This window comes from Pedobacter sp. 01N310 (assembly GCF_056399805.1).
Map to the genome: position 1 here is coordinate 208864 of NZ_JBFTSB010000004.1, position 16750 is coordinate 225613.

15 protein-coding genes are annotated in these 16750 nt (G+C 39.8%); 12 read left to right on the forward strand and 3 right to left on the reverse strand.

The window, feature by feature from the left end; genetic code table 11:
- Nucleotides 1–77: 77 nt before the first annotated feature.
- Entirely contained in the window at nt 78–398 is a 321-nt protein-coding gene (locus AC1DNH_RS10870; RefSeq protein ID WP_477585290.1) for a hypothetical protein, read from the forward strand.
- 305 nt (nt 399–703) lie between these two features.
- On the opposite strand, the gene AC1DNH_RS10875 is transcribed toward AC1DNH_RS10870, so the two are convergent.
- Nucleotides 704–1117, reverse strand: coding sequence for a VOC family protein (locus tag AC1DNH_RS10875; RefSeq protein WP_477585289.1), 414 nt, complete (start codon nt 1115–1117; stop codon nt 704–706).
- Between the two features lie 258 nt (nt 1118–1375).
- Between AC1DNH_RS10875 and AC1DNH_RS10880 the strand changes: the two genes are divergently transcribed.
- The 4 genes from AC1DNH_RS10880 (at nt 1376) to AC1DNH_RS10895 (ending at nt 5693) form a co-directional block, all read left to right on the forward strand.
- Complete coding sequence (locus AC1DNH_RS10880; RefSeq protein WP_477609876.1) at nt 1376–2530, forward strand: aspartyl protease family protein; 1155 nt, start codon at nt 1376–1378, stop codon at nt 2528–2530.
- Between the two features lie 220 nt (nt 2531–2750).
- A complete protein-coding gene (locus tag AC1DNH_RS10885) occupies nt 2751–4268 on the forward strand; it encodes an alpha-L-fucosidase (protein WP_477579701.1) in 1518 nt (505 codons plus the stop codon).
- A gap of 29 nt (nt 4269–4297) precedes the next feature.
- Nucleotides 4298–4636 (forward strand): L-rhamnose mutarotase, encoded by a 339-nt coding sequence (locus AC1DNH_RS10890; protein WP_477579699.1) that lies wholly within the window; start codon nt 4298–4300, stop codon nt 4634–4636.
- A 1-nt stretch (nt 4637) separates the two neighbouring features.
- A complete protein-coding gene (locus AC1DNH_RS10895; RefSeq protein WP_477579698.1) occupies nt 4638–5693 on the forward strand; it encodes an aldo/keto reductase in 1056 nt (351 codons plus the stop codon).
- Nucleotides 5694–5878: 185 nt separating this feature from the next.
- On the opposite strand, the gene AC1DNH_RS10900 is transcribed toward AC1DNH_RS10895, so the two are convergent.
- Nucleotides 5879–6493, reverse strand: coding sequence for a hypothetical protein (locus AC1DNH_RS10900; protein ID WP_477579696.1), 615 nt, complete (start codon nt 6491–6493; stop codon nt 5879–5881).
- Between the two features lie 209 nt (nt 6494–6702).
- Here AC1DNH_RS10900 and AC1DNH_RS10905 point away from each other — a divergent pair, with 209 nt between their 5' ends.
- From AC1DNH_RS10905 to AC1DNH_RS10925, 5 genes are all read left to right on the forward strand, one after another.
- Nucleotides 6703–7521 carry an SDR family NAD(P)-dependent oxidoreductase gene (locus AC1DNH_RS10905; RefSeq protein WP_477579694.1) on the forward strand — a complete coding sequence of 273 codons (819 nt, stop codon included), beginning with the start codon at nt 6703–6705 and terminating at the stop codon, nt 7519–7521.
- A 75-nt stretch (nt 7522–7596) separates the two neighbouring features.
- Nucleotides 7597–8487 (forward strand): helix-turn-helix domain-containing protein, encoded by an 891-nt coding sequence (locus tag AC1DNH_RS10910; protein ID WP_477579693.1) that lies wholly within the window; start codon nt 7597–7599, stop codon nt 8485–8487.
- Between the two features lie 434 nt (nt 8488–8921).
- Nucleotides 8922–9983 (forward strand): sensor histidine kinase, encoded by a 1062-nt coding sequence (locus tag AC1DNH_RS10915; RefSeq protein WP_477579691.1) that lies wholly within the window; start codon nt 8922–8924, stop codon nt 9981–9983.
- Nucleotides 9980–10672: a LytR/AlgR family response regulator transcription factor gene (locus AC1DNH_RS10920; protein ID WP_477579689.1), complete on the forward strand. Its 693-nt coding sequence runs from the start codon at nt 9980–9982 to the stop codon at nt 10670–10672. The genes AC1DNH_RS10915 and AC1DNH_RS10920 overlap by 4 nt, the downstream gene beginning before the upstream one ends.
- Nucleotides 10673–10689: 17 nt before the next feature.
- Nucleotides 10690–12447 carry a CocE/NonD family hydrolase gene (locus AC1DNH_RS10925; RefSeq protein ID WP_477579688.1) on the forward strand — a complete coding sequence of 586 codons (1758 nt, stop codon included), beginning with the start codon at nt 10690–10692 and terminating at the stop codon, nt 12445–12447.
- 207 nt (nt 12448–12654) lie between these two features.
- Here AC1DNH_RS10925 and AC1DNH_RS10930 read toward each other — a convergent pair whose 3' ends face one another.
- A complete protein-coding gene (locus AC1DNH_RS10930) occupies nt 12655–13440 on the reverse strand; it encodes a helix-turn-helix domain-containing protein (protein ID WP_477579687.1) in 786 nt (261 codons plus the stop codon).
- Nucleotides 13441–13536: 96 nt separating this feature from the next.
- On the opposite strand from AC1DNH_RS10930, the gene AC1DNH_RS10935 reads away from it, so the two are divergent.
- The gene (locus AC1DNH_RS10935) at nt 13537–14595 is read left to right on the forward strand and encodes an SDR family oxidoreductase (protein ID WP_477609112.1); all 1059 of its coding nucleotides are present in this window, start codon (nt 13537–13539) and stop codon (nt 14593–14595) included.
- A gap of 288 nt (nt 14596–14883) precedes the next feature.
- Nucleotides 14884–16419: a SulP family inorganic anion transporter gene (locus tag AC1DNH_RS10940; RefSeq protein ID WP_477625376.1), complete on the forward strand. Its 1536-nt coding sequence runs from the start codon at nt 14884–14886 to the stop codon at nt 16417–16419.
- Nucleotides 16420–16750 lie beyond the last annotated feature (331 nt).

The window sequence follows — 16750 nt, forward strand, 5'->3', positions numbered from 1 at the left end:
CGCAAGATCTATCAATTGTTATACTACTAGGCGATGACACAGTTTACAAACAGCTCAATAAGCTATTACCCATTGTAGTGAAAATCGAGAATTTCCAGACTGGCTCGCTTTGGATTCCACTTTATAAATCTGCCAGCTTTTCTGCGATTGGCACCCCAAGCTTTGATCCTAGGCAAAAATTAGAAGGGAAACTACCGATGGGGAGGTACAAAATTGGAATATCAGGAGATTTAGAAATGAACGGGAAAATTGTGATTAAAGGCTTCTGTTCACATAAACAAGCAGTCGAACTGGTTAAACAACAAATAATAGCGCAATTTAATGCCAAAATACGAGAGTGTTTTACCACTGTACCTCCCGAATATTTCCATGCGCTGTCCAGTAGCCAATCGCTATGAAACCTTCCGCTGGAGCAAGCCCAATGTCATTAAGTAAGCCATTCGCACAAGCAAAATAATTTAACCACAGATAAAAAGGATGCACACAGATATGAAGATCCGTGTTTATCTGTATGCATCTATGGTTAAAAACTCTAATTTAACGAGATTGAGTGCTCGCACTTGTGGTAAAGCTATGGATACTCCATGTTGTCCATGCTTCCGTGGCTAAAATATAACCTGTAAAAATAATGAAGCCCAAAAAAGAAAAAGGCAAGCACAGAAAAGCCGTTGCTTGCCCTTTTTTATCAATAACTTTCTCCTAACTACCCCTGATGCTCAGGCACGCCGTTTGGATCCATCCATACATATTCCCAATGGTGGCCATCAAGATCATCAAAACTATGTTGGTACATAAAACCATAATCGGTAGCCGGATTCGGTATTGTGGCGCCAGCAGCTACAGCTTTATCTACCATTTCGTTAACGGCATCTTTACTATCAGCCGATAAGGCAATGGAGGTTTCTATTGCCTTGTGGGCATCGATGATTTCTTTTTGGGTAAAAGTCTGGAAAAAAGGTTTGGTAAGCAGCATTACATAAATGGTATCGCTGATGATCATGCAGGTTGCTTTCTCGTCGGTAAACTGTGGGTTAAAAGTATAACCAAGTTTGGTGAAAAACTCCACCGACTTGTTAAGGTCGCTAACGGATAGGTTCACAAAAATTTGAGTTGCCATATTGTTTTCTGATTTAGTATATTCAAAAGTATAATAAAGCCGGGTAAGTATTAATGTGCAAAAACGACAAGTTAAGGGGTTAAACGCGACTTGTTTCATTGCTAACTCATTTGAGATGGGTGCTTCAAGTCAAACACTCAAAAATTTTAAATGCATAGTGCCTACTTATGATTTGTAATTCTTTTATCTTTAGTTCTGGTTTCCAATGGTAGCCATTAAATGCCAATCCCTTACAAAGCCCTAAATCTATTATCGCTCATGAAAAGAATATTACTCATTGTAACAGTTTTGCTTCCCTTTTCTGTTTTAGCTCAAAAGAAATTACCAATTGTTAAAGCCGGAGTTGTTCAGGCAAAATTCTACGAATCGTACAAGGCATCATCGAATTGGTACATCAATCCCAAGATAAAATTAGATGTGTTTACAACTGGTAAAATAACCAAATCAATAAACATAAAATTCAAAACGGATATAGATTCTATTGTGTTTAGGATAGGACCTGGGGAGCAAAAAGAATTTATTGTTTTGTTAAACGGCAAAGATTCCTGCCGCACCAAGATTGTGTGTCCCGAGCTAAAAAACTTCAGCAAAATATTGCCTGAAGTGCACGATTCAATTCCTTTTTTTGTGAATAAATACAATACAAACTTTTTACCGGTGTTTTTCAACAAAACTGATTCCCTTTTATTGAACTTCGATTCAGGCGCAACCGAGGTAGATTTTACTACCGCTGCACTTAAGCAAAAAGTTAAATCTAAGCCCAAGCTTTATAACACCGATTATGATATCAAAATTGGGAATCATACCTACAAGAGCAAAATTTATGATATCGAATTGGCGGGCAATGAAACAGATGGCCTGTTGGGATGGGATATATTCGACGGCATGATTGTAGCGTTGGATTATGATCAGAATAAAATGATGGTGCATTCTACCATGCCCAAGCAGATTTTACAGGACAAGGAATACACCAGGTTTAAGATCACCTATATCAAAAACAAACCTTTTATAGAGAGCGAAATTTCGCAAAGCGGGATCAAAAATAAAAGCCTCTTTTTCTTCGATTTAGGTTACCAGCGCACGGCTATGCTCGATAACGATTTGCTGCGGGAAATGAGGTTTCCAACCGAGAAGATGGAAGTGATCAAAAAGGTAATTATGCATGGTACAAAAGGTAATGAAATCCCGGTAACCACAGTAAAACTGCAAAGTTTGAAGATTGGTAATTTTGAATTGAAAAATGTTCCAGCTCAGGTTATGGAGCAAAACAAACCCATGCCAGGGGTTAACGTTCATTATCTGGGAACAGATATTCTGAAAAGATTCAATACGGTTTTTGATTTTCAAAATGATGTGATCTATTTAAAGCCAAACCATCTCTATGATGTTGCTTATGCAGACCAAAAGATTTAATATCTCCATTTTAACCACAGAGATCACGGAGTGAAGGCACAAAGAACACAGCGTTTGGTCGTCCTCGACTGAAGTGCAATCCCGAATTTTCGGGAGAGAGATCTTTTTAAGTGATCCTTTTATCATTTCTTAAATGTCGGATTTTTACAACAAATAGTCTATTTATTTCAAGAATTGAGCGGATGAGTTACTTATTTTTGATAAAACCAAATATAAGGAAATGAAAAAAATAGTATTAGTTGGCCTTATGGCTTGTTCCCTAGGCTTAAACCTCAAGGCACAACAAAAAACAAATAAGGTAGAACAAGGGATTTTTAAACCTACCGATGAATCCTTAAAGCAGTATAAATATCCAGACTGGTTCAGAGATGCCAAGTTTGGAATCTGGTCGCATTGGGGCCCTCAGGCAGTTCCCAGACAGGGTGATTGGTATGCCAAGAATATGTACGTTCAGGGCAGTGCGCAGAATAAGTACCACGTGGCAACTTATGGTACACCATCTAAATTTGGATACAAAGATATTATCGCTTTATGGAAAGCAGAGAAATGGAACCCTGAGCAGTTGATGGCCTTATATAAAAAGGCTGGTGCCAAATATTTTGTAACCATGGGCTCGCATCATGATAATTTCTTTCTATGGAACTCCAAAATCCATAAATGGAATTCGGTAAATATGGGGCCACACAAAGATGTAGTGGGCTTATGGCAAAAAGCAGCTAAAAAAGAAGGGCTCCGTTTTGGCATTTCCGAGCATCTTGCAGCCAGTTTTAACTGGTTTCAGCCAAGTCATGGCGCAGACAAAACGGGGCAGTTTGCAGGGATTGCTTATGATGGGCACGATCCGAAATATTCTGATCTTTATCATTTACCTGCAGATTCGGCCGATATGAAAGAGTGGCTGACCAATAATCCGGGCTGGCATAAACAATGGTTGGAAAATGTTAACGAACTGGTCGATAATTATCACCCCGACCTGCTTTATTCGGATAGTAAACTTCCTTTTGAAGATATAGGGCGTACTATGGTTGCGCACTATTACAATCAGGATATGGCCAAAAATAAAGGCAAGCTTGAGGCAGTATATACACCAAAAGAGCCATCTGAAGGTAAATGGGCACAAGATGTAGAACGCGGGGTATTGGATTCGATCAGCCCATTTCCGTGGCAAACCGATACTTCAATAGGAGATTGGTATTATAGAACCGGGCAGAAATACAAAAGTGCGAATGAAATTGCCCAGCTTTTGATCGACATTGTAAGTAAAAACGGAAATCTTTTGATCAATGTTGTACAGACTCCAGAGGGAGACCTGGAGCCGGATGTTGTTAAAATTGTTACGGAAATTGGCGACTGGACCAAATTGAATGGAGAAGGTATTTATGCGTCGAGACCATGGAAAGTATATGGAGAAGGTCCTTCTACCATTAAATCAAACCAGAAAAAGGGCCACTTTGGTGGCTTAACCGATTCAGGTGAATATCAATCTACGGATATCAGGTATACCACAAAGGAGGGCAATCTTTTTGCTTTCTGTTTGAATGTGCCAAATGAAAGCATTAAGATGACCTTACTTGGGCGCAAATCGAAATACCTGGAGAAGCCCATCACTTCCGTTACGCTGCTGGGCAGTAAAAGTAAATTAAAGTGGGTGCAGGAAGATGAAGCCCTTGTAATTAGCAAACCTGCAGATTATCCGGCCTGGTTGGTAACTGGTTTCAAAATAGAATTCAAAAAATAGGGAGAGATGCTCACATTTTAAAGTGAAAAATGAAAAGATATTGTTTAGCACTGGATCTCGTTGATGATCCAAAACTCATAGCGGAGTATGAAGCTTATCACCTTAACGGTTGGCCTGAAATTAAGCGGAGTATTATCGAATCGGGGGTTTTGGAAATGGAAATCTACCGCATTTCGAACCGTTTGTTCATGATTATGGAAACTGGGGATGATTTCAGTTTTGAAAAAAAAGCAGCTATGGATATTGCTAACCCTAAGGTGAAAGAGTGGGAAGAACTGATGTGGAAATATCAGCAGGCATTACCCTTGGCAAAGCCTGGAGAAAAGTGGCTGCTAATGAAAAATATATTTAGGTTAAACGAATTGTGATATGAAAAAGTCGAACGGGCACATGCACACCGAACAGATTGATCTCCAGCTGCCCGCTGTTGTTTTTGGAACAAGCAGTTTGGGCAATCTCTATCAGGCCGTTGATTACTCTGTAAAGTTGGCTATTGTAGAGGCTTGTGTAAAATCGGCCAAGCCAGTTGCATTCTTTGATACCGCAGGTAAATACGGGGCTGGCCTCGCGCTAGAATCATTAGGGAAATGCCTTGCTGATTTAAATGTTGATGAAGAAAATGTGGTGATCAGCAATAAGCTTGGCTGGTATAGAACAGAGCTTTTGACTCCTGAGCCAACATTTGAACCAGGCATATGGAAAAATATCGGGTATGATGCCGTACAGATGATCAGTTATGAGGGGATAATGAAATGTTTTGAACAGGGTAATCATTTGCTGGGCGATTATCATGCCCAAATGGTTTCTGTACATGATCCGGACGAATACCTGTTGGCAGCTGATAACAAATCTGATTACGAGGAAAGGTATCAGCACATTATCGAAGCCTATAGGGCATTAGGCGAGCTAAAGTCAGCTGGTTTAGTATCTTCTATTGGGGTAGGGGCAAAAGATTGGAAAGTAATCGAGCTGATCACAAAAGATGTAGCGCTGGACTGGGTAATGATTGCCAATAGTTTAACCTTAAAGTCACATCCTAAAGCACTGGTGGCTTTTGTAAAACAGCTAAATCAAAAGAACGTACAGGTAATTAACTCGGCTGTGTTTAACGGAGGGTTTTTAACAGGAGGCGATTTTTTCAATTATCAGCAGGTTGATCGCGATACAGTATCGGGAAAAGCACTACTCGATTGGAGGAATGAATTTTTTAAAGTTTGTGATGAGTTTAGTGTGCTACCGGCTGAAGCCTGTTTTAATTTTTCTTTCCAGTTTCCTGGAGTGAAAAGTATTGCCTTGAATACCACAAGACCTGAGAAAGTTGCCGCCAATGTTGCCCTTGCCGCAAAAAAGCTGCCCTTAGCCTTTTGGACTGAAATGCAGCACCGTGGGTTAATCGAAACCGAATCATTTAATTACAGTATCTAAGTAATATCTTGGTTTTTACTTGAAAGCAAAAGTGGCTTATCATAAATTGTCATCCTGAGCTTGTCGAAGGACCTTTTTTAATCTCTTAAAAAGCGTTTCGACAGGCTCTCCGTAGGAGTCCTTTGGACAACGTGACAAACTCGAAGTAAATTACAATTTATGATACAGCCTCTTTGTATTTTTTGTTAATCGATGAATTGTATCTGTTGTACCAGGTAGGCCTTCCCAAATTTCTGCGGATCCTGTACCACTGTTGCCTTAATGGCCTTCCATTTTGGCCGTTGTCCTTTTTGCCAGTTTGCACGGATTTCCTGTACATTTAGCCAGATTTCTTCAAGTTCGTTCTGTACGGTACTGTCTTCATAAGTGAGCTGTAACTTATCTGGAACCATATAATAATTATTTCCTGTTTTGCTTAGTCTTATTACTGGTCCGCCAGGTACATATGAGGTAATCAGCTGAACAGGAAATGACTCAGTTCCTTTGTATTGCTCTTTGCTAATTATCTTTTCGAAAATAAAGTAGTATTCAGGTCCGTCTTGAAGTGGCTCTTTATCACGGTTGAATCTGGCTTTAACGCGATAAGAATAACCAGGTTCCCTTTGGTCAAAACCTACAAGAGAGGCGCCTGCATCTACATTGCCTGGTAACTTTAAAAGCACATCATTATCTGCAGCATAACGAGGGCTTACCAGCAGTTCAACTTCCTGTCCGTTTTTTAAGTTCAGCGGACCATATCTTTCCGATTTTTTACATGAAACAAGTGCAAAGGCTACAAAAAGAAAAAGTAGGTTTTTCATAGGTGAGTGGTTTTTAGATTAATGGTTCCTCATAAAACGTAAAAACATCCATAAGCGCTACAACAGATTGATAATCTTTCGGGTTATTGTTAAATATTCAAACTGATAATTTAGCTAAACCTTAAAATGTGCTAATAGTCCCGTGTTTTGTATAAATTGGTCTTACCGCGCTACAATACCTTTGTTATCAATATTTAACAAAGAAAAAAATGTCGAAAATAATTTTAATTACCGGTGCTTCACGTGGCTTTGGTAAAATCTGGGCAAAGGCCCTTTTAGAGCGTGGCGATAAAGTAGCTGCAACCGCAAGAAATACAGCAGATTTAAATGATTTGATAGAAGCTTATGGCGATGCTGTGTTGCCGCTTCAATTGGATGTAAACGATAGAGACGCCTGTTTTGCCGTAGTTGGAAAAGTTAAGCAGCATTTTGGCCGCATTGATGTATTGATCAATAATGCAGGATTTGGTTTGTTTGGTGCCATAGAAGAAACGACTGAACAACAGGCCCGTGCACAAATGGAAACCAATTTTTTTGGTCTGCTGTGGGTAACACAAGCAATTGTTCCGGTAATGCGCGAACAAAAAGCCGGGCACATTATCCAGGTTTCTAGCTTCCTGGGCTTGGTGACTTTGCCTGTGTTGGGTTTATACAATGCCTCGAAATATGCGGTTAACGGCTTAAGTGAAACCTTGGCTACGGAAGTAAAAGGTTTTGGCATTAATGTAAGTTTAATCGAGCCAAATGGTTTTTCTACCGATTGGTCGGGTGCTTCAGCTTTCCAAACAGCGCCGCTAGAAGTATATGCGCCAGTTAAAAAAGCATTTTTTGATGCTTCGACACCCGATAGTTGGGGCAAACCAGAAGCGACAGTACCCGCTGTATTGGCATTGATCGACAGTCCTAAACCTCCTTTACACTTCTTGTTGGGTAAAGTGGCTCTACCAAATGTTAAACAGGTTTATGCAGAACGTTTGGCTGAATTTGATGAATGGGCTGAGGTAGCGGCCGATGCGCACGGTCATTAATAAATCATTTAAAACCTTTAACTACAAGCTGTATGGGGTAATTGTGTAGCTTGTAGTTAATTACTATTCAAAGGGATGAAACACTATAAAAATTTAGCCGAATTACACAGAGAAAACGCATTTCCGCCACCCGAGAACCCATTGTTTAGCATTTACAAATGCGACCATAGGTGTACCATGGGCGACCGGGAGTTTACGAGCGATTTCTATATGATCGGTTTTAAAAAGATTATTGCAGGACAAATCCTTTATGGACGTACAAAATACGACCACGAGAGCGGTTCGATGATGTTCTTTAAACCCAATCAGGTAATCGAAATGAAAAACCTGGAGATGGAGGAGGATGGTTTTTTGATTTTTATTCATGAAGATTTTTTGAATGGACATATGTTGCATGATACCATTAAAAAATACCACTACTTCGATTACGAAACTAACGAAGCGCTACATCTCTCGCCCAGTGAAGAAAGCACAGTATGGGAGCTGTATCATAAAATTGAAACCGAATACCGAAACAACCAGGATGAATATAGTCGCGAATTGATTTTGGCCAACGTAGATACTTTGCTTAAGTACAGTCAACGTTTTTACAAAAGGCAATTTCTTAACCGTACAGAAATTTCGGGCAAAACAGTAACCCGGTTTAATGAAGAAATAAATAAATACGTTGCCAATGGATTATTGGCTACTAAAGGTTTGCCATCAGTGCATGATATGGCAGCGCGTTTAAACATTTCGGCAGGTTATTTAACAGATGTTTTAAAACAGGAAAGTGGAAAAACGGCTTTAGAACATATCCATATTTACCTGATATCTGAAGCAAAAAACCGTTTGATCGGTGAAAATAGATCGGTTTCGGAGATTGCTTATGCATTGGGATTTGAGAACCTTTCTTATTTCTCGCGTTTATTTAAAAAAGAGGTTGGTATTAGTCCGAATACATTTAAAAAGCAGTTGGTAAATTGATGTTTTCGTACTATTGTTAGTCAGGATTTGCAATCCAGACCCCGAGTGCTACGGATTTGCAATCCGTTTTTAGCTATTTATTTGTTCCGCAGATATAGAGGATTGGCGCAGAATCAATTCCGTTATCCATCTATTACGTTTTCCATCCTCTAACCACCAAGGCACGAAGCTGAGTTTGTTTGTTTTGCATAATAGACTTCGGACCTCTGACTGCAGACTTCGGACTAGCCTCATCTCCATCCTATATTTTCTTCCTATAAACCACTAAGGCACAGCGCGCATAAAGGCATATTTGTTTCTTTGCACGATAGACTCTGGACTTCTGACCCGACTCCTGACTAAAAGAACCACTCATCCCCGAAAATCCTACGCTCCTGTACTTTATCTTTTTTCTTAAAATTAGTTTTCGTTGCTTTGTTTGGAACAGAAAATTTTTGGAAAAGAAACCCTACATATCGCTTTATTGGAAATGTCAGCTAATTGGCTGGTGTGTGGCCGCTTTGTATTGGGCATTTCAAGGTTGGTCTGCAGCTGGTAATTTCAGATTCGATATGGCTGTTGTACAGTTTGTTTCGGATGTGGTCATGTACATTTTGATTACCCATTTGTACCGTAATTTTGCAAATAAAAACCATTGGCATGACCTGGCGCTTCAGAAACTGATCTGGCGGATGCTGATCGTTATTCCGGTAATGGGTATTTTTTATACCATAATTACGGTTAGTAAGTTGTACCTGGTGAGATTACTGTTTCTAAGTCACCCACACCAGTCGTTTGCTGATTTTTTTAGTTTAAATGCAGTAGGTATTTTTGTTGCTGGTATCCGCTTAATGGCCATATGGCTTTTAGCCTATCACCTTTACCACTACGCAAAACGGGAAATGCGGTTATCAGTAGAAAATGCCAGATTGGAGCTTAGCTTTAAACAGTCGCAACTGGATAATCTTTCTGCTCAGTTAAATCCCCATTTTTTGTTCAATGCACTCAATAACATAAAATCTTTGGTATATACCCGGCCCGATGCAGCGGGTAGGGCAATCGATCTGCTAAGCGAACTGTTGCGCAGTGGATTGTATAAAGGCAGCGCCATGCTGATCAGGTTAAATGAAGAAATAGACCTGGTGAAAGATTACCTGGAGTTAGAAGGTTTGAGGATGGAAGAAAGATTACAATACGATTTGGATATCGATATTTCGCTCTCTGCGCTGATGGTGCCACGCTTATGCATTCAAACATTGGTAGAAAATGCGGTAAAACATGGAGTTGCATTAGAAAAGCAGGGTGGGAAGATTGAGGTAATAATTAACGAACAGAATGGATTGGTAAGCATCCGTGTTTTAAACCCTGGCAAGTTGGAACCAAATAAAACGGTGGCAGGCATAGGACTGCAGAACCTGAAAGAACGGCTCGATCTCAGTTACCAGCACCATGCATCTTTCAGCCTGTATGAAATGGAGCAAAAGGTTTGCGCCGAAATTAAAATCCCAATCAGATGAGCAACATTAGAACACTGATTATTGACGATGAACGTGGCGCAAGGCAGGAACTGATAAGGATGTTAAAAAGCTATCCGCAGGTTACGGTATTGGGTGAGGCTGCCAATGCTGATGAAGCCGAGCAACTTATCGGACTTTTAAAGCCCGACCTGATTTTTTTGGATATACAGATGCCTGGCCGTTCGGGTTTCGACCTGTTGGAGAATTTGGTACATGTGCCGCAGGTGATTTTTGTAACCGCTTTCGACAGTTATGCGTTGCAGGCTTTTGAAGTAAGCGCCATGGATTACCTGATGAAGCCCATACGGGAGGAACGCTTTAAAAGTGCAATGGATAAAGCCATAGAAAAGATCGGTGCGAATAATGGAGCCGTTGTTTTTATAAAGGATAGGAGCAAACACCACCTCATTAAATGGAAAGATGTGCATCTGATCGAGTCGGTAGAGAATTACGCCAGGCTCTTTTTCGGGCAAGAACAGGTATTGCTCAAAACCTCATTAAACAAACTCGAAGATAACCCCGATTGTGAAAGATTTTTTAGAGCCGGCAGAAGTATATTATTTAACCTCGACTACATCAGTTCGGTAAAAAAAGATGATGAGGGGATGTTTGTAGAACTTAAAACGGGAAATTTAATCAGAATATCAGAACGGCAGGCTGTTAAATTACGGAGCCTCATTAAAACATAAATTATAATTTTTTGATCATGAAAATAAACTTAGTAAAACTGGGTATGGCTGCGCTATGCCTCGTAATGGGCATTGAAACCTTTGCACAGCAAAAACTAACCTTACCCGATACCACTAATTATATCATCAACGATAGCGTGATGATTAAAACAAAATACGGCATTACTTTATCTGCTGTAGTGGTGAGGAAAAAAGGTATGCGACAGAAATTACCTGCCGCACTCTTTTATTTTATCTATTCCAACACCAATAGAAGTTTGATGGAAGCCAAATACGCTGCCGATCATGGTTATGTAGGCATTGTTGCTGATGCCAGAGGGAAACGGCTCAGTCCCGATAGGCCCGAACCTTATGAGCATGAAGCACAGGATGTGAATGCGGTTATCGATTGGATCATCAATCAATCATGGAGCGATGGCAGGGTTGGCATGTATGGAGGAAGTTATTCTGGTTTTGCACAATGGGCTGCCACCAAGCACCTGCATCCGGCACTTAAAACCATTGTACCTTATGTAGCTGCAATTCCAGGGCTTGGCTTACCCATGGAAAATAATGTTTTTTTAGCAGCCAATTATCAATGGGCATTTTACATCACCAATAACAAATACACGGATGATGCTGTGAATAACGACAATGCCCGTTGGCGCAGGATGCGGAATAACTGGTGGGAAAGTGGGGCTGCTTACAATAAGATCGACAGCATTGACGGCACACCAAATCCATTATTGCAGAAGTGGCTTAGTCACCCCGATTACGATGCCTACTGGCAGTCGATGGTGCCTTATGGTAAAGAATTTAAACACATTAATATTCCAGTACTTAGTATTACCGGCTACTATGATGATGGACAGGTTTCGGCATTGGAATACCTGCGCGAACATTATAAGTATAACCCCTCGGCCGAACATTATTTAATTATAGGCCCTTATGATCATTTTGGATCGCAGATAGGTGGAGTAGCCAAGCTGAGGGACTATGAGGTAGATTCAATAGCACTAATCAATACCCGCGAAATCACTTTCCAATGGCTCGATTATATTCTTAAAGGCGGAAAGAAACCCACACTGATAAAAGATAAGATCAATTATGAGGTCATGGGCGCAAATAAGTGGAAGCATGCTCCTTCATTGGCAAAAATGGAAGATCACCGTATCCGGTTTTATCTGGATAGTATAAACGGAACGATGCTGTTATCGCAGCAAAAGCCAGCTGAACAAGTTTTTATGCATCAACAGGTTGATCTGGCAGACAGAACCACATTCTACAATGATTATTACCCTGATCCGATCATCAAAAAAGAAATCGACAGATCCAATGGACTGTTTTTTATTACGAAGCCATTTAATAAAGCCGTTTCAGTATCAGGTGCGCTAGAGGGACAGCTTAAAGCCATCATCAATAAAAAGGATATGGACGTAGGCCTGGTTCTTTATGAAGTTACGCCCTCAGGCGAATATTTTCAGCTCTCTTATTATTTAGGAAGAGCCAGTTACGCATACGATATGAGTAAAAGAAACTTGCTTAAACCTGGGAAGTTAGAAACCATACCTTTTTATAGATCGAGAGTATTCAGTAAGCAGCTGCAAAAAGGGAGCAGATTGCTTTTAATGCTCAATATTGATAAAAATCCTTTTGCACAGATCAATTATGGAACCGGTAAGGATGTGAGTAAAGAAACCATAAAAGATACAGGCGCTCCACTCAAAATTAAATGGTCTACACAGAGTTTTATTGAGCTTGGTTTTTCGGTAGATGAAAAAAGTTTGTTTAAATAATGTAGCGGGTCTGGATTTGCAATCCAGACCTAAATGCTAAGGGTTTACAATTCGTTTTTAATTATTTATTCCACAGATCTAGAAGATGAACGCAGAACCAATTCCATCACCCATCTTACATTTTCCATCCAATAACCAAGGCACGAAGCACACAAAGGCATGTTTCTTCTGCAGCATAGACTTCAAACTAATCCATCTTACATACTTTCAGACTTTTCGCATCAGTTTACTTACGTGGCTTTCGTCAACAAGGCCAAATTCTTCCGCAATTTGTTTCAATCCAAATCTTCCGCTTTCTATTCGCTGTTGAATTAAATTCTGACGATAATTGTGGATATACTGGCGTAAGGTTATACCTGTATTTCTTTTAAAATAGGGCCCTATATAGTCTTCTGAAAGGTTAAAATGTGCCGCCATTACATTCGCTTTTAAATTTTTAGGCTGGTAAATGTATTTGTGCAGGTAACAGAAGATGGCTTGGATGTCTTTCGAGCGTTGCGCGCTATTTTTGATTTCGGGCATATTGCGCTGCATAATATCAGAAAGCACTAAGATCTGGGTCCAGATTAAAGCTTCATTTTGCAACATGTTTATATTGAGCGATAAGATAAGTGCAATGATGTTTTCAACAATCAACTGATCGTTTGCCGTAAAGTTAAAGCCTGTAAAATGTGTTTCACGGCTTTTGATCAGGTATTCCAGGTATTGCAAGCCCGTTGAGTTAACCTCTTTTTGATGAATGAATATATCGGTAAACTTTATATAAATGAAATGAGTTTTTTCTTCAATTTCGAAACGATGATCATCATCCGGACCAATTAAGAAGAGATTTCCTTTTTCGTAAGCAATGGAGATTTCGTTAATGATATGCTGGCCAGATCCTTTTTTAATGTAAATCAGTTCATAATGGTTGTGCCGATGTAAGGGGTGCTGCCACTTGCTTACTTCAAATTCTGAAATAACAATAGGTTGAAATTGGATGTATCGCTTCATGATAGATTTATACAAAAATATCATACTATTTTACAAAAACATATCTGTGGTTTGTCAGGATCTTTGCGTTATGTGAATCAATTTAAATTAAAAGAGATGAATAACAGTAAAACAGCGTTGGTTGTGGGTGCAAATGGGGTAATTGGCAGTAATTTAATCAGCCACTTAGAAAATCTTGGTGATTGGGATATTATCGGTTTATCGCGTCGGGGTGGGCTGGATAAAGATAAAACGAGGTACATTTCTGTAGACCTGCTGGACCCAGAGGACAGCAAGAAGCAATTGAGCCTCTTAACTAAAGTAACACATGTTTTTTATGCCGCATATCAGGATAAACCTACATGGGCGGAGTTGGTAGTATCTAATTTGGCGATGCTTGTGAATGTGGTTAATGCCATTGAAGGTACTGCAAAAGACTTACAGCACATCAGTTTAATGCAGGGCTATAAAGTATACGGAGCGCATTACGGCCCTTTTAAAACACCGGCAAAAGAAAGCGACGGTGGACATATGCCCCCGGAATTTAATGTAGATCAGCAACAGTTTCTTGAAGCACAGCAAAAGGGAAAAAAATGGAGCTGGTCTGCACTCCGGCCATCTGTGGTTGCGGGTACGGCATTGGGTAATCCAATGAATTTGGTTTCTGTAATTGCAGTTTATGCATCCATATCGAAAGAACTAGGTCTGCCTTTGCGTTTTCCTGGCAAATTAGGAGCATATGATAAGCTTTTAGACATTACAGATGCTGGATTATTGGCAAAAGCAACGGTATGGGCGGCCACCAACCCGGCATGTGCCAATCAAGCTTTTAATATAACCAATGGTGATTTGGTCCGATGGAACGATCTTTGGCCTAAAATTGCAGCTTATTTTAAAATGGATACTGCCTCTCCACTTCAAATGCCTTTGCAAACCGTAATGGCTGATAAATCGGCTTTGTGGACACAACTGCAGGAAAAACATAACCTAGTCAAACACAGTTATGGAGAAGTATCTTCATGGGCCTTTGGCGACTTTGTTTTTTCTTGGGATTACGATTTCTTCTCAGACGGTACCAAAGCAAGACGATTGGGCTTCCATGAGTATATCGATACTGAAAAAATGTTTTTTGATCTGTTTGACGAACTTAAACGCAAAAAAGTTATCCCGAGTTAGTTTTCTAATCTTTACCGTTGATCTGGATTTGCAATCCGTTTTTTTGTTATTTATTTGTCCCGCAGATGTCGAAAATGAGCGCAAAATTAATTCCATCATCCAACTTACATTTTCTGTCTTTTAGCCAGGTTGATCAGATTTGCAATCCGAACCCAGGTGCTATAGATTTGCAATCCCTTTATAAATATTTATTAGTCCCGCTGATACTAAACTTATTCAGCGCCGATATTTATTATAGCACTAATGTTCCCATAATTTAGATATTTGCAACTGCTAATAATTTAAATGATGAAACCTTACCTGCAACTTTTCGATTTTTCTAAGAAAATAAATTATAAAACTGAAATTCTTGCGGGTTTAACGGTGGCCATGACGATGATCCCCGAATCGTTATCATTTGCTATTCTTGCAGGTTTCCCTCCTTTAACAGGTTTATACGCCGCCTTCATTATGGGGTTGGTTACGGCTGTTTTAGGTGGCAGGCCAGGTTTGGTTTCGGGTGGGGCAGGTGCAACAGTGATTGTGCTCATCGCCTTAATGAAAACCCAGGGTATAGAATTTGTTTTTGCGGCAGTGGCTTTAGCAGGTGTAATCCAGATTATGGTGGGACTGTTTAGACTTGGGAAATTCGTCAGACTGGTTCCGCAGCCCGTAATGTTTGGCTTTGTTAACGGTTTGGCGGTTATTATTTTCATGTCGCAGCTGGAACAGTTCAAAACCCTTGTTAACGGCAGAATAGAATGGTTGAGCGGTACCCCTTTATATATCATGTTGGCTTTGGTATTACTCACCGTTGCAATAGTGATCATTCTCCCTAAAATAACCAAGGCCATTCCATCCTCGCTGGTGGCTATTATTGTGGTTTTTCTTATCGTTTTATGTTTTGGAATTGATACCAAACTGGTTAAACATATTGCTTCAGTAAATGGCGGGTTTCCTCCATTTCATATTCCAAAAGTGCCGTTGAATCTGGATATGCTGAAGATCATTTTTCCTTATTCGCTCATTATGGCAGGTGTGGGCTTAACGGAGGGCCTGCTTACTTTGAACCTGGTTGATGAAATTACAGAAACCAAAGGCGATAGGAACAGAGAGAGTATTGCTCAAGGAATTGCCAATATTGCAAACGGCTTTTTTACTGGCATGGGCGGCTGCCCAATGATTGCCCAAACACTGGTTAATCTTTCGGCAGGTGCGAGGGCAAGGTTATCGGGCATTATTGCTGCCTTAACTATATTGGTTATTATTTTGGTAGGCGCTCCGGTAATAGATCGCGTACCCATGGCGGCTTTGGTTGGTGTAATGATGATGGTAGCCATTGGCACCTTTGAATGGATGAGCTTTAAAGTGATTAATAAAATGCCTTCGCAGGATATTATCATTGGGATTCTGGTGGCTGTAATTACAGTTTGGCTGCATAACCTGGCACTTGCGGTATTAATAGGTGTAATTATTTCGGCACTTGTTTTCGCCTGGGAAAGTTCTAAACGGATACGTGCCAGTAAACATATCGATGCCAGTGGTGTAAAAACCTACGAAATATTTGGCCCCTTGTTTTTTGGATCTATTGCCAATTTTAATGAGCTGTTTGATGTAGCTCATGATCCTCAGCATATCGTAATTGATTTTAAGCATAGCCGTGTTTTTGATATGTCGGGTATTGATGCACTGAATAAACTAACCGAACGTTACCATTCGGCTGATAAAAAACTCCAATTAAAGCACCTGAGCGACGATTGTAAGCGCTTGCTGAAAAATGCCGATCAGATTATAGCAGTAAACATTATAGAAGATCCTACTTATCGGGTGGCCACCGAAAAATAATTGATTTTAACCTTTCTGTTTTATGATATAAATACCACTATATCCAAGCTAATGCTATAATATATAATATGGTAAAGGACTATCCTCACGCCTAAACAATCATTGTCGGTTTAATCTTTACTTCTTGATCTGTATTTTATGTTTTTACTAAAACGTTTAAGTGCTTTAAGAAAATAGCAACATAAAATTGTTCGATTTATTGTTATTGCTGACTAAAAATATCCTTATAGACTGTTTTATAGGATGTTAATTTTTTAAGATATTCTGATAATATTTATTTTTTTACCTGTCTGACTGACAATTATTTTAATAGAATTAAATATTATTGTGG

Coding starts and splice junctions, on each gene's coding strand:
- AC1DNH_RS10940 (WP_477625376.1), top strand. CDS start 14,884: ATGAAACCTTACCTGCAACTTTTCGATTTTTCTAAGAAAATAAATTAT.
- AC1DNH_RS10880 (WP_477609876.1), top strand. CDS start 1,376: ATGAAAAGAATATTACTCATTGTAACAGTTTTGCTTCCCTTTTCTGTT.
- AC1DNH_RS10910 (WP_477579693.1), top strand. CDS start 7,597: ATGAAACACTATAAAAATTTAGCCGAATTACACAGAGAAAACGCATTT.
- AC1DNH_RS10925 (WP_477579688.1), top strand. CDS start 10,690: ATGAAAATAAACTTAGTAAAACTGGGTATGGCTGCGCTATGCCTCGTA.
- AC1DNH_RS10890 (WP_477579699.1), top strand. CDS start 4,298: ATGAAAAGATATTGTTTAGCACTGGATCTCGTTGATGATCCAAAACTC.
- AC1DNH_RS10920 (WP_477579689.1), top strand. CDS start 9,980: ATGAGCAACATTAGAACACTGATTATTGACGATGAACGTGGCGCAAGG.
- AC1DNH_RS10930 (WP_477579687.1), bottom strand. CDS start 13,440: ATGAAGCGATACATCCAATTTCAACCTATTGTTATTTCAGAATTTGAA.
- AC1DNH_RS10895 (WP_477579698.1), top strand. CDS start 4,638: ATGAAAAAGTCGAACGGGCACATGCACACCGAACAGATTGATCTCCAG.
- AC1DNH_RS10900 (WP_477579696.1), bottom strand. CDS start 6,493: ATGAAAAACCTACTTTTTCTTTTTGTAGCCTTTGCACTTGTTTCATGT.
- AC1DNH_RS10905 (WP_477579694.1), top strand. CDS start 6,703: ATGTCGAAAATAATTTTAATTACCGGTGCTTCACGTGGCTTTGGTAAA.
- AC1DNH_RS10875 (WP_477585289.1), bottom strand. CDS start 1,117: ATGGCAACTCAAATTTTTGTGAACCTATCCGTTAGCGACCTTAACAAG.
- AC1DNH_RS10935 (WP_477609112.1), top strand. CDS start 13,537: ATGAATAACAGTAAAACAGCGTTGGTTGTGGGTGCAAATGGGGTAATT.
- AC1DNH_RS10885 (WP_477579701.1), top strand. CDS start 2,751: ATGAAAAAAATAGTATTAGTTGGCCTTATGGCTTGTTCCCTAGGCTTA.